Here is an 18,223-nt window from a genome sequence, read left to right on the forward strand (position 1 = left end):
CCTCGATGAACGCGAACGTGTCGTTCACCGGTCGCTCTCCTTCGCGAAGAAGACCGCGGCTTTTCGCAGTACCTCGATCGTCTTGGCCTGCTCGGCAGCGAGCCTGCGCAGCCGCTTGAGCTCCTCGCGCTCCGCCGTACTGAGCTCGCCGGGGCGGCCTTCACCGCGGTCGGTCTTGGCCTGCTTGTACCAGCCGCGCAGCGACTCCGGGCTGACCCCGACCTCCCGGGCGACCTCGGCGACCGTGCGGCCCGTGGAGCCGACGAGCGCGATCGCATCCCCTTTGGACTCCGCGGTGTACCGCTCCGTGTACTTACTTCCCACCCGGCACTGCTTTCCCTGGGCTCACATGTCCCCGTATCCAGGCACCCAAGCAACAGGTGGAACTTCACCACCCCCTCATCCAGAAGGTAAGAGCGATCAGCATCCACGGCCAGCCCAGCAGGGAAAACCCCAGCTCAGCCAGTCACTCAAAACGAGCCGGACCCGTTTGAAATGGTGGGGGGATGCAAGCGAAGCATCAGTTACCGCGCCAGCCGCCGACTTTACCAATCCGTGATGGACCCGAGTGCGCAGGAGCGCTCTTTTGAATGCCCCCGCCCCTATATACGCGCCGCGCTCACTCCCCCCAGTGAACTTCGTGTCAAGTGCATAGACCAATGCTTGGTGTGCACGTTGCACTGGCGGGGCCTCACGAGCGGTGCGGTGCTGACGCCGAAGTGCCCAGCACACCCGTTCTTTCGCCGTGGTGCGGTGTCGGTAGACGCCGCAGGGACTGCTGCAGAAGGGAAGCTGTGATGGCACTGATGAGAATGAGGTTTGGCGCTTCAGAGTGGCTTGCAGCCGCTTCCGAGGATCCTCGGGCTTGTAAGCGTGAGTGGCGACTGAGCATCTGTGGGATTGCGCTGCTTCCAGCGGGACGCCTGTGGGACGTTCTGATCGTTCCGGAGGAGCTGGGGTTGCGTGTCGCCGACATTCTCAACGACCTGCCGCTGCTAAGGCCTGGACCTATCCTATGGGATGCCAGGCACTGTCAGGTGGGCTTCTTCGTACCGCTGGGCACCGCGTCCCACGCCAAAACCGGTAAGTGGTGCCCTGGCCTGCGCTGTGCGAGCAGCGGCGTGTGGATCACAGCCCCAGCGCCTTACCGTCGCTGGGGATCTCTACGCTGGCTGGTTCCCCCCGACGGCGTCGGCACACTCAACCGGCCAGAAGTCCTAGAGCTAACACTCCGGCGCACCGTACACTCCCTTCAGTTGTAGGTCAGCGGGCCCGCTGTCGTTCCCTGATCTCCCGGCTCGGGTAACACCTGGTCATGCAGGTGAAGTTGCTGGACGTCGCGGAGTCCGTGGCCGATCGGGAACGTGCAGAGGAGTGGAGGCGCCAGCTCGAAGAGCTGATCCTTCGGGTAGGGAAGATCTTCCCTCGTGACGAGCTGGAATGCCGTGCGGCCCTGTGCCTGCGCGGACTGCTGGCTCCTGTCTCCCGCAAGAACGGCTGGCAGTTGTCCGAGCAGGTGGTGAGACGAGCCCGTGGGGCCAGCAGCACCTGCTGGACCGTGCGGTGTGGGACGTGGACGGGCTGCGCGACTTCACTCGTCGCTATGTTGTCGGGGGTCTAACCGGCGATGGTGAGGGCGCCGGTCCGGGCGGGTGCGGGGTACTGGTGGTCGACGAGACCGGCTTGGGTGCAGGTTCGCGGCTCATACAAGATTTTCGTGAGCGTTGATCGTCCATGGGTCGTCGGTGGCGTCTGGGGGTGGGGTGCGGCGGGTTTGGGCCATGAGTAGGACTCGCTTGCGCAGGAGGCGGATGCCAGCACGGTCGGCCATCTGCCTCTTGAGCAATTTCAGATCCGTGATCCTTCCCTCGGTGACGCCCGGGCTGTAGGGCAGGGTCACGGCCGCGGTGACCGCGTCGAGGTCGTTTGAGTAACCCCGCGGTGAAGCTGACCAGTTGGGCGATGCCGCGGGTACGGGCCCGGCGGATCCAGTCGCCAAGCTGCGCGGGGCGCTGTTTGCTGAAAACCGTCGTGAAGGCGCGGATGATCTGGTGGGTCGTGTGCAGCGTTGGAGAAGCTCCTTGGCGAAGACGCGCTGGTCCTCGTTCAGGCGGTCGGGGCGGCTCATCAGCAGGCGGGAGACCTCGAAGGCGCTGCGGGCTGGAGCGGGAGGGGACAGGCCGGCATCCAGGGCTTCACGGTGGTCGGTGACGTAGAGGCGGACGGTGGACTCGCTGCCCTTGAAGCCGCGCGGCGTGCTGTCAGGTGTCCGCGCGGGCGAGGCAGCGGACTACGTTGCGGTCCAGGTCCAGGTGGCGGGTGATGGCGCGCAGGGCCATGCCCTGCTCCAGCAGCCAGTGGACCTCGGTGTGGTTGTGGCGGACGCGGGCGGCTGTGCGGCCCCCGAGGTGGCGCGGTGCGGTGGTGTGTGCCGCGGGGCCGGGCAGGCAGCCGCGGTGGGCCGCGACCACTTCGTAGACCTTGCGGCCGAGCCCCTGCCACAGGTGAAAGCGGTCGCTGACCTGGACAATCTGCGGGGAGGCGGCGGTGATTGCACCGTGGTAGACCGCCGAGCCGCCCCGGCACACGGTGCGGACGTGTGGGTGCGCGCGCAGCCAGTCGGTCAGCGGCTCACGGTCGCGGGTGTCCCAGGCGTCCAGGGGCAGTCGGCTCTCCACGTCGGCGATGAGAGTGCCGTAGCGGCGGGAGCGGCACAGGGCGAAGTCATCCGCGGCCGCTCCCCGCACGGACGGTGGCGTTGGGGCGGGCGATCTCATCAGGCAGCCTAGCAGGGCCGCCCAGCTCAGGTACTGGTGCAGGAGCCGGGTGTCGGCCATGCCGGCCAGCACCGTGACCACGGCGATGACGATCGCCTGCAGCCCCGGAGTGCGGCTCTGGTAGCGCACGGTGAGCCCGTCGACCTGCTCGACGAACGTGACCTTCACACACTGCGGATTCCCGCAGTACAGCCGGCGCACCGACAGGTCGATCCGCACCGGGCGGCCGCCGACCGCCTCGTCCGCGACATGCCGCACATACCGGCCCCAGTCCGCTACCGTTCCGCACCCCGGACAGACGACGGGACTGCCTCGCGTGTGCGCGGTGATGGCCAGCACGTCATCGGCCACCGCGACCGACTCGACTGCCACCGGCGCCAGTTGAGGAAGCAGCAGCAACAGCGTCTCGTCACACAGCTCCAGCATCCCGCCGAGCGCGTTTGGTGTCACGCCCTGCCGACAGCCAAGTGATCAACGCTCGCGAAAAACTTGTATGAGCCGAGAGCCGCACCCATGGCTGACTCATCGCCGGACGGGTGCAGACCGGCCAGAGGAGCTCAGCTCCACTACGGTAAAAAGGGTGAAGAAGGTAAAGCATGATAGATCCTGAAAGCATAGCAAGTAGATATTTTTGTCTTAATGGTATACTGCATCCCGATAGGGGGCCTTTGGTGTCGTTGGCGATACTGCTGGTTGAGGATGATGAGGCGATTCGGCGCTCGGTTCAGTTGGCGTTGGAGCGTTATGGCTACGCCGTGGCCGTGGCGGGTGACGGTCTCAGTGCGCTGGAGCTGTTCCGGCAGGACGCATACGATCTGCTGATCTTGGATGTGATGCTGCCCGAGTTGGACGGCATCGGGTTGTGCCGCTGGGTCCGGGAGTCCAGCCAGGTGCCGGTCCTAATGATGTCCGCTCGTGGGGACGCGTTGGATGTCGTCTCGGGCTTGGAGGCAGGCGCCGATGACTACGTGGTCAAACCAGTCGATACCGCAGTGTTGGTGGCCAGGATCCGCTCTCTGCTCCGCCGAGCCAACCTCACCTCTCACGTGTCCGTCACCGAGCTTGAGCAGAGCTCGGACGCAGATTCCACCCCTGGTTCTGATGTGCTGGTCTTCGGCGACCTAAGCGTGGACAGGCTGGGGATGGAGGTGCGTTTGCGCGGCGCGCGGATAGCGTTGACTCCGACGGAGTTGCGGGTGCTACTGGAGTTCGCGGCGCAGCCGGGAACAGTGCTGAGCCGTCAAGTGCTGCTACGTGAGGTGTGGGACTACGACTGGGAAGGCGATATCCGGGTGGTCGACCTGTGCGTGCAGCGACTGCGGAAAAAGATCGGTGCCGGACAGATTGAGACGGTCCGGGGATTCGGCTATAAGCTGCGCCGAGCATGAGGGGCCTACTGAGTCCGGCTAGGCTGTCATTGCGCTGGCAGATCGCCGCGCTGGTGACCATCTCATGCTGCGCGGTGTCAGTCGTGGTTGGGATATTGGTGCACGACACTACGCAGGCCCGCTCGCTCAATGAGTACCGGATCAGGGCCGAGGAGCAGTTGGAGAGCGCTCTTGAGGCACACGCACGCGGCGAGGAGAAGCCGGGTGCCGAACTCGAAGACCCCGCAGGCATCTTCGAGGAATTGCGAGGGGCAAGCACAGGGAGCCCGGCCACCTGGCATGACCAGCGCAACCCGCAGGAGCCTCGGATGTGGGCGGCCGAGCCAGCCGGTGACCAGGTGATGGTTGTGTCGGTTGACATGACCTATGACCGTCTGGCTCGGGATGGTTTGGACCGGGACATGGTCAAGGCCGTGCTGGTCGCCCTGGCCATCGTTGCGCCCCTGGCCGCGCTAGTGGCCGAGCTTTTGAACCGGCGCTTGCGGCGCGTCGCAGCGACCGCGCGCCGGATCACCGCCGGAGCCTTGGAGGCCCGTATCGGAGCCAAGAGCCCCCTCTGCGATGAGATCAGCGACATCTCTGCTGCCCTTGACACCATGGTAGCCGCACTCCAGCGGCGCCTGCTGAGCGAACAGCGGTTCACCGCGGACGTCGCCCACGAGCTGCGCACTCCGCTGATGGGCCTGGTCACCTCGGCAGGGCTTCTTCCTGAATGTGAGGCCACCGAGTTGGTACGGGGTCGGGTCCGGGTGCTGCGGAAGCTGGTGGAGGACCTGCTGGAGATCTCCCGGCTGGACGCGGGCGCCGAACAAGCCCATCTCGTCGAGGTATCGCTGCGGGAGGTCGTGCGGGACTGCGTTGCCCGTACCGGATACCGGGCCCGTGTGAAGGCCGTAGGTACCGCGGTTGTCGAGACGGACCCGCGCCGCCTCGACCGGATCATCGCCAACCTCGTGGTCAACGCTCACCGGCACGGCAGCCCGCCCGTGGAGGTGACTGTGCACGGCACGAGCGTGGTGGTCCGCGATCATGGTCCGGGCTTCCCCGAGGCAGTGCGGGAAGGAGGACCACAACGCTTCCGCACCGGTGCGGCTGAGCGCGGGAACGGACACGGGCTGGGGCTGACGATCGCTCTGGGGCAGGCGCTGGTCCTCGGAGCGAACCTTACCTTCACCAATGCCCCCGGCGGCGGCGCCACCGCCACGCTCCACCTCACACCCGGACACCACTAGGCACTGTTTCTCGGATCACGTGCGAAGCCAGATGGCGAGGGCTGCGAGGGTGATGGTGCCGAGGTAGATGTAGCCGCGTTTCTCGTAGCGGGTTGCGACGGCGCGGAAGCCCTTGAGGCGGTTGATGGCCCGTTCAACGGTGTTGCGCTTCTTGTAACGCTCGCTGTCGAATCCGGTGGGCCGACCGCCGCGGGAACCTCGGTTTCGCCGGTGTCTTTGCTGGTCGAGGCGTTCGGGGATGGTGTGCCGGATTCCGCGTCGTCGCAGGTAACGGCGGTTCTTCCGGGACGTGTAGGCCTTGTCGGCCAGCACGTGATCGGGGCGGCTCCGTGGCCGCCCAACTCCGCTGCGGGGCACGGAAATCTGGCTCAGCACCCGCTCGAACTGAGGCCCGTCACCGTAGTGTCCGGGTGTCAGGACAAAGGTGAGGGGTCTGCATCGTCCGTCGGCAGCGAGGTGGATTTTGGTGGTGAACCCGCCGCGGGAACGTCCCAGGCATTCGCCGAGCGGACCACCTCCTCCAGCCGGACGACCAGTTTCCGCACCACCGGATCGACCTGGTTCGTACCCCGCCCCGCCCCCTTTTGAGGGGGCGGGGCCGAGGGGGCTTTCCTCGCGCCGGCAGCATGCTGGTGCGCCCGCACCGTGGTGGAGTCCACCGAGATGTCCCAGTCGATCCGGCCCTCTGCGTCCTCGGCCGCCTGGGCGCGAGACAGCAGCATCGCCCACGTTCCGTCCGCCGACCAGCGGCGATGACGTTTGTAGACCGTCTCCCACGGTCCGAACCGCTCCGGCAGGTCCCGCCACTGCACACCCGTCCGCACCCGATACAACACCCCGTTGATCACCCGCCGATGGTCACTCCACCGGCCTCCACGCGCACCACCACGAGGCAGGAGCGACTCCAGGCGATCCCACTCCGCATTCGTCAAATCCCCACGACCCATACACCCAGCCTGACCCCAACACCCATGTCACGTCAGGAGATCCGAGAAACAGTGCCTAGTACTCCAGCAGCGGTTCGCTATCTGGCCTGGTCGAAGGCGTCGTCGGGAGTGTAGTGGTTTGGTCGTGGGTCGGGGGTGGTCTGGCCGGACCGCCCCTCCAACGTGTGGAGTCGTCGCTGGTAGTGGCAGCGGCGGGAGACGGCCTGGTGTCTGCGGCGCCAGCGAGACCAGTTCAGAGCGTGCGTGCGAAGCGGCCGCCCGGTTTGGCGGTTCGGGCCGAGGCGAAGTGCCAGGAGCCGGCGGACTTCTGCCACGGTGAGCGGAGCCAGGGTGCCGGAAGCGTTTCTGCACCCCCCTTTCCCGCCGCGTCGGCTGCCATGACCGCGAGGTAGGCGTGAGCGAGCATGGCCAGGGTGATGTGCCGGAACCAGCCGACGTAGCGGCGGACCTCGTACTGGTCCAGGCCGCACTCGTTCTTTGCCGCCTGGAAGCACTCCTCGATCTGCCAGCGCATCCCGGCGATCCTCACCAGGTCGGCCACTGTGGTCTCCCGCGGTGCGTAGGCGAGGAAGTAGGCGATCTCCTGGGACTTGCTGATGCTGCGGCGGGCCAGTGCCCAGCGTCGGCGTACGGGGGCCTCGCCCTGGCAGTCGAACTCGGCCACCGTGGGCAGCTCCAGTGCCGCCCAGTGGTAGCGCCTTGGTCCTTTGGCGCCGTCACCGCACGAGATCGTCTCCCACGCCTCGCCGGGGGCCTGGGCAAACAGGTAGTCGATGCGCGGGCCGAAGACCTGCTGGGACTTGGGCACTGCGAGCACGTAGCCGAGGCCGGACTGCTCGATCAGGCGACGAAAGCGTCCCTCCTGCCCGTAGGCGGAGTCCGCAGCCACCCACGCAAGAGGGAGATCCGAGGCCAGAGCACGCAGCACCAGGCGCTTGGCCAGCTCGCCCTTCGTGGCGAAGCCTCGTTCGTCGGGGACCTTCGCCGCCCGGCAGCGTTCCCGGTCCTCCGTCCAGGACTTGGGCAGGTAGAGCTCCTGGTCCACCAGGGCGCGGCCGCGGGTGGTGGCGTAGGCGGCGAAGACGCCGATCTGGCAGTTCTCGGTGCGGCCGGCGGTGCCGGAGTACTGACGCTGCACCCCGGCGGAGGTGGTGCCCTTCTTGACGAAGCCGGTGTCATCGATGACGAGCACCCCGCCGTCTACGCCGAGGTGCTCGGCGACGTATGCCTGAAGGTCGTCGCGGACGTCGTCGGCATCCCAGTTCGCCGCGTTCAGCAGCCGCTGGAAGCCATCAGGGGTGTGGTGCCCGGCGAACTCGGCCAGCTGCCAGCCGTTTTTACGGCTGACGGGAGCGAGAAGCCCCCGCACATAGTCCCGCATCCGACGCCGCAGGTCCGCGCGGCCGAAGCGGTGGCCAATGCGCAAGAAGAGAGTGTCGAGTTCCCGCTCCCAGGTCACGTCCGCATGCTCGTCGATCACCTTGGAAGGCTGTCGGCACCGGAGTCGGCCAGCCAAATCCTGACCCACACGTGGGAGGGGCGGTCCGGCCAGACCACCCCCGACCCACGACCAAACCACTACACTCCCGACGACGCCTTCGACCAGGCCAGATAGCGAACCGCTGCTGGAGTACTAGCCCTTGCCCTGTACGTCACCCACGATCACGTGGACGCCGTGCGAGGAAGCCACGACCTCGTACAGGTCACCGCCTGCCCGTGCGCCGGCGACGGCGGACATGTAGGAGACCGCCACCTGCAGGGGGCCCGCGGTGCGTGGCGCGGCAGTACCCGTTGGGTGACCTCCGCGATGGAGCGCATGGTGGCGAGTTCCGCCTCGCGTCTGCCGCGCATTACTGCGGCTGTGACGCCGGCTGCGGTGACGCCGCCGACGGACGCCAGTGCCGTGTAGCCGGGGCGCGAGTCGAACAGTCCGTCGTAGATCCCCAGCGCCGTGCGGAGCAGCAGGGCCACCGCACCGATCGCCGCTGTACGTCGCCAGGTGCCGACCAGCCCGGCGAACGCGGGCCCGAGCGAGACCAGCGGCAGGAAGCCCACCCCCGGACTAGTGTCCAGGGGAGGCAGCAGGGGAGGAGCCGGTGGGCAGCAGGCCGAGGGAGTGCGCCAGCCCGTACTCGTCGGCGAAGAACCACGCCTCCGCGACCTTGCCGTCCACCAGGCGCCAGATGCCGAGCTCAAGGACGCGCAGGCGCCTGCCGGTCGGCTCGACGCCGAACAGCGGTCCGGTGTGGGTGCCTTGGATCGTCCACACCGCCCAGACGCGGTCCCCTCGGGCGATGATGTCCTCGATCCGGTCCCGCCGGTCCGCGATGGACCCGGCCGTGTAGCCGGTGCCGTCGGTGAAGCCGCCGAGCGCGGCCAGATGGGCCATGCCGTGGCGGTGCACCCGGTAGCCGGGGGCGAAGAACGCCGCCCGGCCCTCGACGGTGGCGCGGCGCAGCGCCAGGACCGTGTCGAGGTTGCGGTGCTCCTCCGGAGTGTGCGGGCCTGGCCCCGCCGGGCCCACCAGGGAAGTCACGGGCCCCTACCTCCCCGCCGCGAAGTAGCCGGACACGTCTATCGGCCGCTCCGCCAGGCCGTAACTGTGCATCGCCGAGGCGATGCGCCGCACCAGCGGCCGTACGGTGGCGGTGTCCTGCCGCTCCAGGTACCGGTTGATGACGACGTCAGCGGCGACGTCCGCGTCCGTGCCCGTGAATGTGGGCAGCAGCTTCCGCACCTCGTCGGGGTGCGTGTTGGCGTACCGCGTCGCCTTGTTGAGGGCCGTGCGGAAGGCGCTGATCTCCTTGGGGTGTGCCTTGGCGAAGGCGGAGGTCACCAGGTAGCCGCCGACCGGGTAGCCCTTGAGCTCGCCGGTGTCGGTGTCGAACACGGACCGGGCGCCGAGCTTCTGGATCATCTGGGTGCGGAACGGCTCGCTGGTGCAGGTCGCCGCGACCTCGCCGGAGGACAGCACGTTGGCGTGCTCGGGCGGAGAGACTGGAGTGAACTCGATGGCGTCGGTGGGCAGTCCGCGCGCCGTCAGCTCCGCGCGGACGTTGAGGATGCACACGGTCGTCGGCGCGAGCACGGCGAGCTTCTCCCCCTTGAGGTCGGCGAGGTCACGGGCCTTGGACGCGCGGGGGACCAGGACCTGCTGGTTGCCGTGCGTCGCGGTGTCGGTGACTGCGACCAGGCGTACGTCGATGCCTTTGCTGTACGCGGTGAGGCCGCCCACCGAGTTCGCCCACGCCATGTCGACCTGACCGCCGACCACCGCCTCCACCGTGCTGCCCGAGCCCAGGTCCGCCTCGGGCTTCACGGTGAGGCCCGAGGCCTTGAAGTAGCCCTTCTTCAGGGCGATGTGGAGGGGGACGTTGCTGACGTTGGTGGGGTAGGTGACGCGGATGACGGTACGGCCCGCGTCGTCCTTCGCGGCCTTCGCGTCCCCGCCGCCGCACGCGGCGAGCAGCGCCAGGGCACAGGCTGCGGCGGTGCCGGTGAGGGCGGGGGCGGGGACGCGAAGGCGGGCGTATGGGGTGATGTGGCGGCGGAGGGAGGGAGAGTGGGGCATGGGGGGCCCTTTCCGGGTGCGAGGTGCGAGGTGCGAGGTGCGGGGTGTGGGGTGCGGGGGTGTACGGGGCCTGGGTCTAGGACGGCACCGCGTCACGGGGCGGTACGGGAGCCGGGGCGGACGCCGTGCGGATGTGCTCGGCGACCAGGCGGCGCTGCCCGACGAACTCCGGCAGCGCCCTCGTCGTGATCTGGTCGCGGGCGTCCGGCAGGTCGACGGTCAGCTCGGTGAGGACCGCGCCGGGCGAGCGGCGGAGCACCAGGACCCGGTCGGCGAGGTACACGGACTCGTCGATGTCGTGTGTGACGAAGAGGATCGTCATCCGCGACTCCTGGTGGACGCGGCGCGTCAGGTCCTCAAGCCCGGCCCGGGTCTGCGCGTCGACGGAGGCGAACGGCTCGTCCATCAACAGCACGCGCGGGCGGTACGCGAGCGCCCGGGCGATCGCCACCCGCTGCTGCATGCCGCCGGACAGCTGCCACGGATAGTGGTCCGCCCGGTCGGCGAGGCCCACGGACGCGAGCGCCGCGGCCACCCGTTCCCGCCGCTCCGCACGGCGCAGACCGGCCGAGCGCAGCGGGAAGCCGACGTTCCGGCCGACGCGCATCCACGGGAACAGCGACCGGCTGTAGTCCTGGAAGACCACGGCGAGACCGTCCGGCACGCCGTGGGCCCGCTGTCCGAGGACCCAGGCGCCGCCCGAGGTCGCGGGCAGCAGCCCCGCCACGCACTTCAGCAGTGTTGTCTTGCCGCAGCCGGACGGGCCCACCACGGAGAGGAGTTCGCCCTCGGCCACGTCGAAGGAGACGCCGCGCAGCGCTGTGTGCGCGGTCGGTCCCCTGCCGTACTCCTTGGTGAGGTCCCTGACCTCCACTGCGCTCACGGTCGTCCTCCTGCGGTCGGGGTGCGCGCGGTGCGAATCCGCGCGGCTCCGGGCGGCTTCGGGCGGTGGGGACGCGGACGGCTCAGCCTCGGGCGGAGAGATGGCGGTGCCAGCGCAGCAGCCGCCTCTCGGTCGCCACGAACAGCAGGTTGAGCAGATAGCCGACGATGCCGAGCAGCGCGATCGCGGCCCACATGTCGAGGATGTCGAAGGAGCGCTGCGCCGTGATCAGGAAGTGCCCGAGCCCGCTGTCGGCGAGCAGCCACTCGGACAGGACCATGAGGATCAGCGAGAGCGACAGGGTGATCCGCAGGCCCGCGGCGGTCTTCGGGAGTGCGGCCGGGACGACGACGCGGACGAGCTGGACGCGCGTGGGCACGTGGAAGGCGCGGGCGGTCTCCCGCTGCACGGGATCGACGGACCGCACGCCCTGCATGGTGTTGAGGAGCACCGGCCAGGTGCAGCCGAACGCGATGAGCCCGACCCGCATCAGGTCACCGGCCCCGAACACCAGCAGGAACACCGGGACGACGGCGGGCTTCGGCAGCGAGCGCAGGAACGTGACCGGCGGGTCGACGTACCCGGCGGCGCGCGGCCACTGCCCGGCGACCAGGCCGACGACGACCCCGACGGCCCCGCCGAGCGCCCAGCCGCCGAGCGCCCGCAGTAGGCTCGGCCCGGCGTCGTCCCGGAACCGGCCGGTGAGCACGCCGTCGGCGAGCGAGGCGCCGAACCACAGCTCGCGCACGCGCGCCGCGGTGTCGAAGGGCGGCGGGAAGTAGGGGGACTGCTCGGCGGTCGCCGCCCACTGCCACAGCAGGACCGCGACCAGGGCGGGGCCGACCCGGATCAGGACGCCGCCGAGCACCCGAAGCGCCCGGCGCGCCACGCGCCCGCGGGTCACGGTGCCCTGGGCGGCGTCCGCGACCGAGGCCGGCGTGAGGGCCGTCGTCACGACGCCTCCCGGGTGTCCCACCTCGTCACCCGCCGTGCGACGACGCTGGTGAGGAAATTGAGCAGGAACCCGATGAGACCGGCGACGGTGACGGCGGCGAACACCTCGTCGGCGTGGAAGCCCGCGTACGACGCGGCGAGGATGACGTGTCCGATGCCCTGCTGGGTGCCGACGGCGATCTCGGCGGCGACGGCCACGGTGAGCGCGGTGGACAGGGCCACGCGCAGACCGGTGAGGATCAGCGGCAGTGCGCCGGGCAGCACGACCCGCCACCAGGTGGCGAGCGTGCCCACGCGGAAGCTGCGGGCGGTCTCCACGGCGACGCGGTCCGCGCCCCGCACGCCGTACATCGTGTTGAACAGCAGCGGCCAGGTGGTGACGAACGCGACCAGCGTCACCTCCATGCGCAGCCCCTGCCCGAGCACGAGGACGAGCAGCGGGATGATCGCGATGCCCGGCACCGACCGCAGCGACTCCACGATCGGCGTGAGCGCCTTGGTCAGCGGCGCGTACGAGCCGAGCAGCAGCCCCGCGGGCACGGCCACCGCGCACGCCAGTCCGGTGCCGGTGACCACGGCGCGCAGCGTGTGCCCGGCCTCGCCGAGGAACTCCGGGTCGACGAGCAGCCGGGCCGTCTCCGGCAGGATCACGCTGGACGGCGGTAGGAGTTGACGGTCGACCAGGCCGAGCCGGGCGAAGCCCTCGAAGGCGAGCGCGAGCACGGCGGCCCCGACGAGCCCCCGCCCCAGCGGGGCGAGGCGCCGCCGCACGGCCTTGCCGCGCCCGGCCGCCGGATGCGCGGTCGCCGGGCCCGGGCCCTGGGCGGGCGTCCCGGCACTGGCGCGTCCGGCGTCGTCCCCACCGCCGCCCCGCGCGCGGCTCGCCGACACCGCAGCCCCGGCGAGCGCCCCGGCCGCCACGGACACCCACCCCCACGGCCCGAAGTCGTCGCGGACACCGGCGAGTTCGTCCAGCGACCAGGTGCCGGGCCCCGCGAGCGCCACACAGCACGCGCAGGCGAGGAGGACCAGCTCGTACTCGAAGCCGTTGCGCTTGCGCGACAGGCCGTTGCGCACATGGAGTAGCAGGATGTTCACGAACGTGCCGATCAGCGCGGCGGTGGCGAGCGGCGTGAGCGCGCCGAGCGCGAGGAGCACGCCGCCCGCCGTCTCCGTAAGGCCCGCGACGGCCGCCATCACGCGCGGCGGCCGGTAGCCGACGCGCGCGAAGAACGCGGCCGTCCCGTCCAGGCCTTCGGCTCCCCACCAGCCGAAGAGCTTCTCGGTGCCGTGGTACGTGATGATCACGGCCACCGCGAGGCGCAGCGCGCACAGGCCCGCGTCGACGGCGGCCGGGACGTCGATGGCGTACGAGGCTTCCATGGCGGCTCCACGGAGTCAGTAGGGCGGGGGAGGAGGCGGTGCCGGGCGGGCTCAGCTTCGGAACGCGGGGAGCACCTCGTCGAGGAACAGGCGCAGCGAGCGGTCGGAGGTGTCGGGGTCCATGAAGCCGTAGTGGAACAGCAGCGCGAGGTGGCGGATTCCGGCGCCCTCGTAGGCGCGGATCTGCCGGACGACCGAGGCCGGGTCGCCGACGAGCATGGCGTGCGTGAGGAACGCGTCCGGGTCCCGAGGTGACACGCCGACCACGCTCGTGAGGTGCTCGGCGTCGCGCAGGTCGCGCACGGCACCGAAGCTGCGGCGCTGGTGCTCGGCCATCAGGACGAGCCGCTCCCGGATCTCGCGCTCCGCCCGCTCGCCGGATTCGGCGAGGTAGACCTGCTTCTGCACCATGCTCCAGTCGAGCCGTTCCTGGACCTGGTCCTCGGCCAGGGCGGGTTCGGCGTTCCGTAGCGCCTGCTCGTACACCCGCCAGCGGGCGGCGAGCGGTCCCGGTGTCTCGCGGGCGGAGAACAGGTACCAGCCCCGGTCGCCGGTCCACCGGGCGCCGCTGTCGCTCTGGGTGGCGCGGGCGAACGGCGGGGCCGCGCGGTGGTAGCCCGACGGCATGATCCGGGTGTGCAGGGTGCCGCGTTCGAAGGCGGTCTTCCACTCCAGGGGCGGGTCATCGGGGCGCTTGGCGAGCGCCGCTCGGAGGACGTCGAGGTTGTGCGACAGCTGGGTGTGCCGTTCGCCCGGGTCGCGGCCCATGCCCGCGTACTCCAGCGGCGAGCCGCCCGCGGCGAAGCCGACGATGAGCTGCCCCCGGGTGAGGATGTCGAGCAGATTGCACTGCTGGGCCAGGCGCATCGGGTGGTGCAGCGGCGGTACCGCCACCGCGAGGCAGAACCGGACGCCCGCGCGCACCCGGGGCGCCAGGTGGGCGGCGAACAGGAAGTTGTCGCCGTACGTGTTGTAGCCGGAGAAGTGGTGCTCGGTGAGCACGACGCCGTCGAGGCCCGCGTCGGTGGCCGTCACGGCCTGCCGGATCAGGGTCTCGATGATGCCGACGTCCTCGTGCGGGCCGCGGGTCTGGGCGTTGAGGTAGATGGAGAAGCGCATACGGGGCTCCCTCACTGGGGCGGGCCGGCCTCGGGGACCTGCGCGGTGGCAAGGAGTGTCCGGAGGCGGCGCGACCGTGGTCAATGCGGTTGTGGAGTTCTTCACGTCCGGCGGCGCACGGGGTCGTACGGCCGCGGGGGCGGACCGCGGGACCCGGCCGGTTGGGGTAAGGCAGGTCGGGGCGGGGTGAGGGCGGGTCAGGGTGGGGGCGGGAAGCCCGCGTAGCGCCTGCGGTGGTACAGCAGCGGCAGCACGTCCGGCCGCCCGTCCCCCTCCACGACCAGGCCGATGACCATGGTGTGGTCGCCCCCGTCCACGGTCCGCAGTACCTCGCACGCCAGGTGCGCGACCGTGTGCTCGGTGAGCACCGGGGCCCCGGCGCGGCCCGGCCGCCAGCTGACCCCCGCGAACTTGTCGGCGCCCCGCCCGGCGAAGCGCTCCGCCAGGGTGGTCGCGTCGGCCGCGAGCACGTTCACGCAGAACGCCCCGTGACCGAGCACGGCGGTCAGCGTGCGGGACCGCTCACCCATGCACACCAGCATCAGCGGCGGCTCACACGACAGGGAGCACACGGCTCCGGAGGTCATGCCCATCGGCGCGCCCAGCACGTTCAGGCTGGTGACGACGGACACCCCCGTGGGCAGCGCGGCGGCGAGCGGCAGGAACTGGTCGGCGGGCAGACCGCGCGGGGCGGTGGCGGGGCGGGACGGGGCGTTGGACACCGGGGCCTCCACGGCACGGACGAACATGGACGTGTTCAGCCTGGCCGGACGGGCGCGCCCCGCACCGCGCCCTGTGGAACACCGCACACCCGGGAAGCGAGCACGGCGCGCTGACGCACGCGCGCGGCCCCGCGCCCTCATAGCAGCAGCCGCACCGGCTGTTCCAGGAGCGCGGTGAACTCCCGCAGCCACGCGGCCGCCACCGCCCCGTCCACGGCACGCGGGTCCACCGAAAGCGTCGCCCGCAGCACCGTCTCGACCCGCACCCGGCCGTCCACCACCACCGCTTCCGGGCGGGCCGCGCCGACCGCGAGCACCGCGGACCGGGGTGGTGTGACGGACACGGTGGCCTCCTCGACGCCGTAGCCGCCGAGGTTCACCAACGTCAGGGTGGCGCCGTCGGGTCGGCCGGGCCGTGGCCCGTCCGCACGGGCGCGCCGCACCAGGTCCACCACCGCGTCGGCGAGCGCGGTCAGCGGCAGCCGGTCGGCGTCGCGCAGCACGGGCGTGACCAGGCCGCGCTCCGTCGCGACGGCGAGCGCGAGGTCCACGGCGGTGTGCGGGCGGACACCGGTCCCGGCGGTCTGGCCGGCCCGCATCGAGGGCACCGCCCGATGGGCGAGCGCGGCCGCCCTGACGAGCAGATGAGTCAGGGAGACATGCGGCACCCCGCCCACCTCGTTCAGCCGGTGCCGCAGGTCGAGCAGGTCGCCGACGGGGACCGGGCCGCGCAGCGTGAGCGCCGGGCACGCCACCGTGTCCCGCCGTCGCCGACGGTGCGTGACCGCCGCGAGCACGTCGCGGCGTACGACCCGGCCGCCCGGGCCGGTCCCGGGAATCTCCTCGCACACGAGCCCGGCCGCGCGTGCCAGACGCCGGGCCAGCGGGCTGCTGAAGACCCGGCCGGGCGGCGGGGCAGCCGTCGTCGCCATCTCAGCGCTCCGTCGTCTCGGGCACGTCGGATACCTCGGCCATCTCGGTCGCCTCGGTCATCTCGGTGAGTTTCGCGGCCACTTCGGCCTCGCCCGCGAGCGCCGCCCGCTCCAGGACCTCGCTGATCGCGGGGGACGCCTCGCCGCCGGTGAGCCGCTCGACGGGGTGGTCGAGCCAGTCGAAGAAGCGGCGCTGGATCTCGTCGGCCAGCCAGCCCCCGTACGAGGTGCCCGCGGCGCCCTGCTCGGCCACGAGGACGACCCCGGTCCTGCGGACGCTCCCGCCGATGGTGTCCCAGTCGACGCTCGCCCGGTCCAGCCAGCGCAGGTCCACCACCTCGGCGTCCACTCCCGTCCGGTCCACGGCCCGCAGCACCGGCTCGGTCATCGCGAGGTACGTCAGGACGGTCACGCGTTCGCCCGCACGGCGGACGGCGGCCTTGCCGACGGGCAGGCAGTAGTCCCAGTCGTCGACGGGCGCCGGGCCCCGGCTCCGGTACAGGTCGACGTGTTCCAGGACGACCACCGGATCCTGGCAGCGCAGGGCGCTGTTCATCAGGCCCACGTAGTCGAACGGAGTGGACGGCGCGACCACTCGCCAGCCGGGCGCGGTGGCGAGGACGCCCGCCGGGTCCATGGAGTGCTGCGCGCCGTAGCCGGTGCCGATGGCGACCTTGCTGCGCAGCACGAGGGGCACGGGCGTGGCGCCGCCGAACATGTGCCGGACCTTGCCGATCTGGTTGAAGAGCTGGTCGGCGGCGACCCACATGAAGTCGGCGTACATCAGCTCCACGACCGGGGTGAAACGCCCGTCGAGCGCGATGCCGCCCGCCGTGCCGGTGAAGGCGTTCTCGCAGATCGGGGTGGCGAGCACCCGGTCGGGAAAGGCCTCGGCGAGCCCGCGCGTCGCGCCGTTGGTGCCGCCCTTGAGCCGGTGCACGTCCTCGCCGAGCACCACCACCGAAGGATCGGTCTCCATGCGGCGGGCCATGACCCGCGCGACCGCGTCGACGAACCGGGTCTCGGTGAGCCGCCCGGCGAACGTGCCGGCCTCCGCGTACCGGGCGCCGTCGAACTCCGACAGGTCCCCGCGCACGCCCACGTCGGCGAAGGCCGCGTCGGGCCACTCCGAGGGCCGGATCCGCCGCTGCCCGGCACGGCCGCCGGGCGCCGGTTCGAGCAACTCCGCACCGAGGCCCGCCATCAGCTCCGCCGCCCGCTTGCCGCACCCGGCCACCTCGTCGGCAGTGAAGAGGCCGAGCCACTCCAGCTGACGGGCCATCAGCTCCACCGGATCCCGCTCGCGCCAGGCGCGCTCCTCCTCCTTGCCGCGGTAGCCGAACGCGCTGCCCGGCAGTGCCCCGTTCTGGTGGAAGTAGCGGTACACGTCCACCTCCACCAGGGCCGGGCCGAGCCCGGCCCGCAGATGCGCGAGCGCCGCCCGCATCGTCAGATGCACGGCGAGCGGGTCCATGCCGTCGGTCTTCCAGCTCGCGATGCCGAAGCCGGGGCCGCGCGCGGACAGGCGCGGTTCACCCGTGGCCTCCGCCACGGAGGTGGCCACCGCGTACTGGTTGTTCTCGACGAAGAAGCACAGCGGAAGCCGCCACGCCGCGGCGAGGTTGAACGTCTCCAGAGTCGAGCCGATGTTGATCGCGCCGTCCCCGAAGTACGTCACCGCGACGGCGTCGGTGCCCGCCCGCCGGTGCGCCCACGCCGATCCGGCGGCGAGCGGCACGCCCCCGCCGACGATGGCGTTGGTGCCCAGCGCCCCCGCCTCCCGCCAGCGCAGATGCATGGAGCCGCCGCGCCCGTGGCTGAACCCCCGGTCCAGGCCGCAGATCTCCGCGAGGGTGCGCAGGAGCATGGTCCGCACTTCCTCGGAGACCTCCGCGCGGGGATCGAAGCCCTGGGGCTCGACGTGGTGCAGGGCCTTCGCCAGGAACTGGTGGTGGCCCCGGTGCGAGCCGTTCACGGTGTCCCCGTCACGGAGCGCGAGGACGGAGCCGACGGCGCCGCCCTCCTGGCCGACGCTGGAGTGGGCGGGCCCGTGCACGAGCCCGGCGTCCGCGAGCTGAAGGACGTACTCTTCGAAGGCGCGGATCAGGACGAGCTGCCCGTAGACCGTGGTGAGCAGCGCCGGGTCGGCGGCGTCCCAGTCGGCGGCGGTCGCGGTGACCTCGGTCCAGGGTGCCGCTTGTGCCAGGTGGCGTTCACTGGTCATGGCGTTCTCCACAGTCGGTTGCGGCGGGCGGGGCGCCCGCGTGAACGTGCCGGTGTGCCACGGGAGTCGTGGCCCCGGCAGCGCCGAAGGA

At 70.8% G+C, this 18,223-nt stretch carries 14 protein-coding genes and 2 pseudogenes; 2 read left to right on the top strand and 14 right to left on the bottom strand.

Annotated features, from left to right (window positions below):
• Window positions 1-24: 24 nt before the first annotated feature.
• Entirely contained in the window at window positions 25-324 is a 300-nt protein-coding gene (locus tag C9F11_RS45985; protein ID WP_138968470.1) for a transposase, read from the bottom strand.
• Window positions 325-2,261: 1,937 nt separating this feature from the next.
• A complete protein-coding gene (locus tag C9F11_RS45995) occupies window positions 2,262-3,227 on the bottom strand; it encodes a transposase (RefSeq protein WP_138968489.1) in 966 nt (321 codons plus the stop codon).
• Between the two features lie 221 nt (window positions 3,228-3,448).
• Here C9F11_RS45995 and cseB point away from each other — a divergent pair, with 221 nt between their 5' ends.
• Both cseB and C9F11_RS46005 read left to right on the top strand, forming a co-directional pair.
• Window positions 3,449-4,165, top strand: coding sequence for a two-component system response regulator CseB (gene cseB / locus C9F11_RS46000; RefSeq protein WP_249402375.1), 717 nt, complete (start codon window positions 3,449-3,451; stop codon window positions 4,163-4,165).
• A gap of 29 nt (window positions 4,166-4,194) precedes the next feature.
• Window positions 4,195-5,397 (top strand): HAMP domain-containing sensor histidine kinase, encoded by a 1,203-nt coding sequence (locus C9F11_RS46005; protein WP_346347489.1) that lies wholly within the window; start codon window positions 4,195-4,197, stop codon window positions 5,395-5,397.
• A 15-nt stretch (window positions 5,398-5,412) separates the two neighbouring features.
• On the opposite strand, the pseudogene C9F11_RS46010 reads toward C9F11_RS46005, so the two are convergent.
• From C9F11_RS46010 to C9F11_RS46065, 12 genes and pseudogenes are all read right to left on the bottom strand, one after another.
• Window positions 5,413-6,344 (bottom strand): annotated as a pseudogene (locus C9F11_RS46010) (IS5 family transposase).
• A 232-nt stretch (window positions 6,345-6,576) separates the two neighbouring features.
• Window positions 6,577-7,803 (bottom strand): IS701 family transposase, encoded by a 1,227-nt coding sequence (locus C9F11_RS46015; RefSeq protein ID WP_138968789.1) that lies wholly within the window; start codon window positions 7,801-7,803, stop codon window positions 6,577-6,579.
• Window positions 7,804-7,980: 177 nt separating this feature from the next.
• Window positions 7,981-8,405 (bottom strand): annotated as a pseudogene (locus C9F11_RS46020) (hypothetical protein); the annotation flags it as partial.
• Window position 8,406: 1 nt separating this feature from the next.
• Window positions 8,407-8,880 (bottom strand): ester cyclase, encoded by a 474-nt coding sequence (locus C9F11_RS46025; protein ID WP_138968495.1) that lies wholly within the window; start codon window positions 8,878-8,880, stop codon window positions 8,407-8,409.
• Between the two features lie 6 nt (window positions 8,881-8,886).
• Complete coding sequence (locus tag C9F11_RS46030) at window positions 8,887-9,915, bottom strand: ABC transporter substrate-binding protein (protein WP_138968497.1); 1,029 nt, start codon at window positions 9,913-9,915, stop codon at window positions 8,887-8,889.
• A 76-nt stretch (window positions 9,916-9,991) separates the two neighbouring features.
• The gene (locus C9F11_RS46035; protein ID WP_138968499.1) at window positions 9,992-10,798 is read right to left on the bottom strand and encodes an ABC transporter ATP-binding protein; all 807 of its coding nucleotides are present in this window, start codon (window positions 10,796-10,798) and stop codon (window positions 9,992-9,994) included.
• Between the two features lie 82 nt (window positions 10,799-10,880).
• Window positions 10,881-11,753, bottom strand: coding sequence for an ABC transporter permease (locus tag C9F11_RS46040; protein ID WP_171076234.1), 873 nt, complete (start codon window positions 11,751-11,753; stop codon window positions 10,881-10,883).
• Entirely contained in the window at window positions 11,750-13,135 is a 1,386-nt protein-coding gene (locus tag C9F11_RS46045) for an ABC transporter permease subunit (protein WP_138968503.1), read from the bottom strand. The genes C9F11_RS46040 and C9F11_RS46045 overlap by 4 nt, the downstream gene beginning before the upstream one ends.
• A gap of 51 nt (window positions 13,136-13,186) precedes the next feature.
• The gene (locus C9F11_RS46050) at window positions 13,187-14,254 is read right to left on the bottom strand and encodes an LLM class flavin-dependent oxidoreductase (RefSeq protein WP_138968505.1); all 1,068 of its coding nucleotides are present in this window, start codon (window positions 14,252-14,254) and stop codon (window positions 13,187-13,189) included.
• Between the two features lie 197 nt (window positions 14,255-14,451).
• Entirely contained in the window at window positions 14,452-15,003 is a 552-nt protein-coding gene (locus tag C9F11_RS46055; protein ID WP_171076235.1) for a flavin reductase family protein, read from the bottom strand.
• Window positions 15,004-15,113: 110 nt separating this feature from the next.
• The gene (locus tag C9F11_RS46060; RefSeq protein ID WP_138968509.1) at window positions 15,114-15,908 is read right to left on the bottom strand and encodes a 2-oxo acid dehydrogenase subunit E2; all 795 of its coding nucleotides are present in this window, start codon (window positions 15,906-15,908) and stop codon (window positions 15,114-15,116) included.
• A 1-nt stretch (window position 15,909) separates the two neighbouring features.
• Entirely contained in the window at window positions 15,910-18,132 is a 2,223-nt protein-coding gene (locus C9F11_RS46065; RefSeq protein WP_138968511.1) for an alpha-ketoacid dehydrogenase subunit alpha/beta, read from the bottom strand.
• Window positions 18,133-18,223 lie beyond the last annotated feature (91 nt).

The sequence above is a fragment of the Streptomyces sp. YIM 121038 genome (assembly GCF_006088715.1).
Lineage (GTDB): Bacteria > Actinomycetota > Actinomycetes > Streptomycetales > Streptomycetaceae > Streptomyces.

Bases quoted from the DNA above. Each gene is read 5' to 3' on its own strand.
- C9F11_RS46065 (WP_138968511.1), bottom strand. From the start codon at position 18,132: ATGACCAGTGAACGCCACCTGGCACAAGCGGCACCCTGGACCGAGGTC.
- C9F11_RS46050 (WP_138968505.1), bottom strand. From the start codon at position 14,254: ATGCGCTTCTCCATCTACCTCAACGCCCAGACCCGCGGCCCGCACGAG.
- C9F11_RS46045 (WP_138968503.1), bottom strand. From the start codon at position 13,135: ATGGAAGCCTCGTACGCCATCGACGTCCCGGCCGCCGTCGACGCGGGC.
- C9F11_RS46060 (WP_138968509.1), bottom strand. From the start codon at position 15,908: ATGGCGACGACGGCTGCCCCGCCGCCCGGCCGGGTCTTCAGCAGCCCG.
- C9F11_RS46055 (WP_171076235.1), bottom strand. From the start codon at position 15,003: ATGTTCGTCCGTGCCGTGGAGGCCCCGGTGTCCAACGCCCCGTCCCGC.
- C9F11_RS46030 (WP_138968497.1), bottom strand. From the start codon at position 9,915: ATGCCCCACTCTCCCTCCCTCCGCCGCCACATCACCCCATACGCCCGC.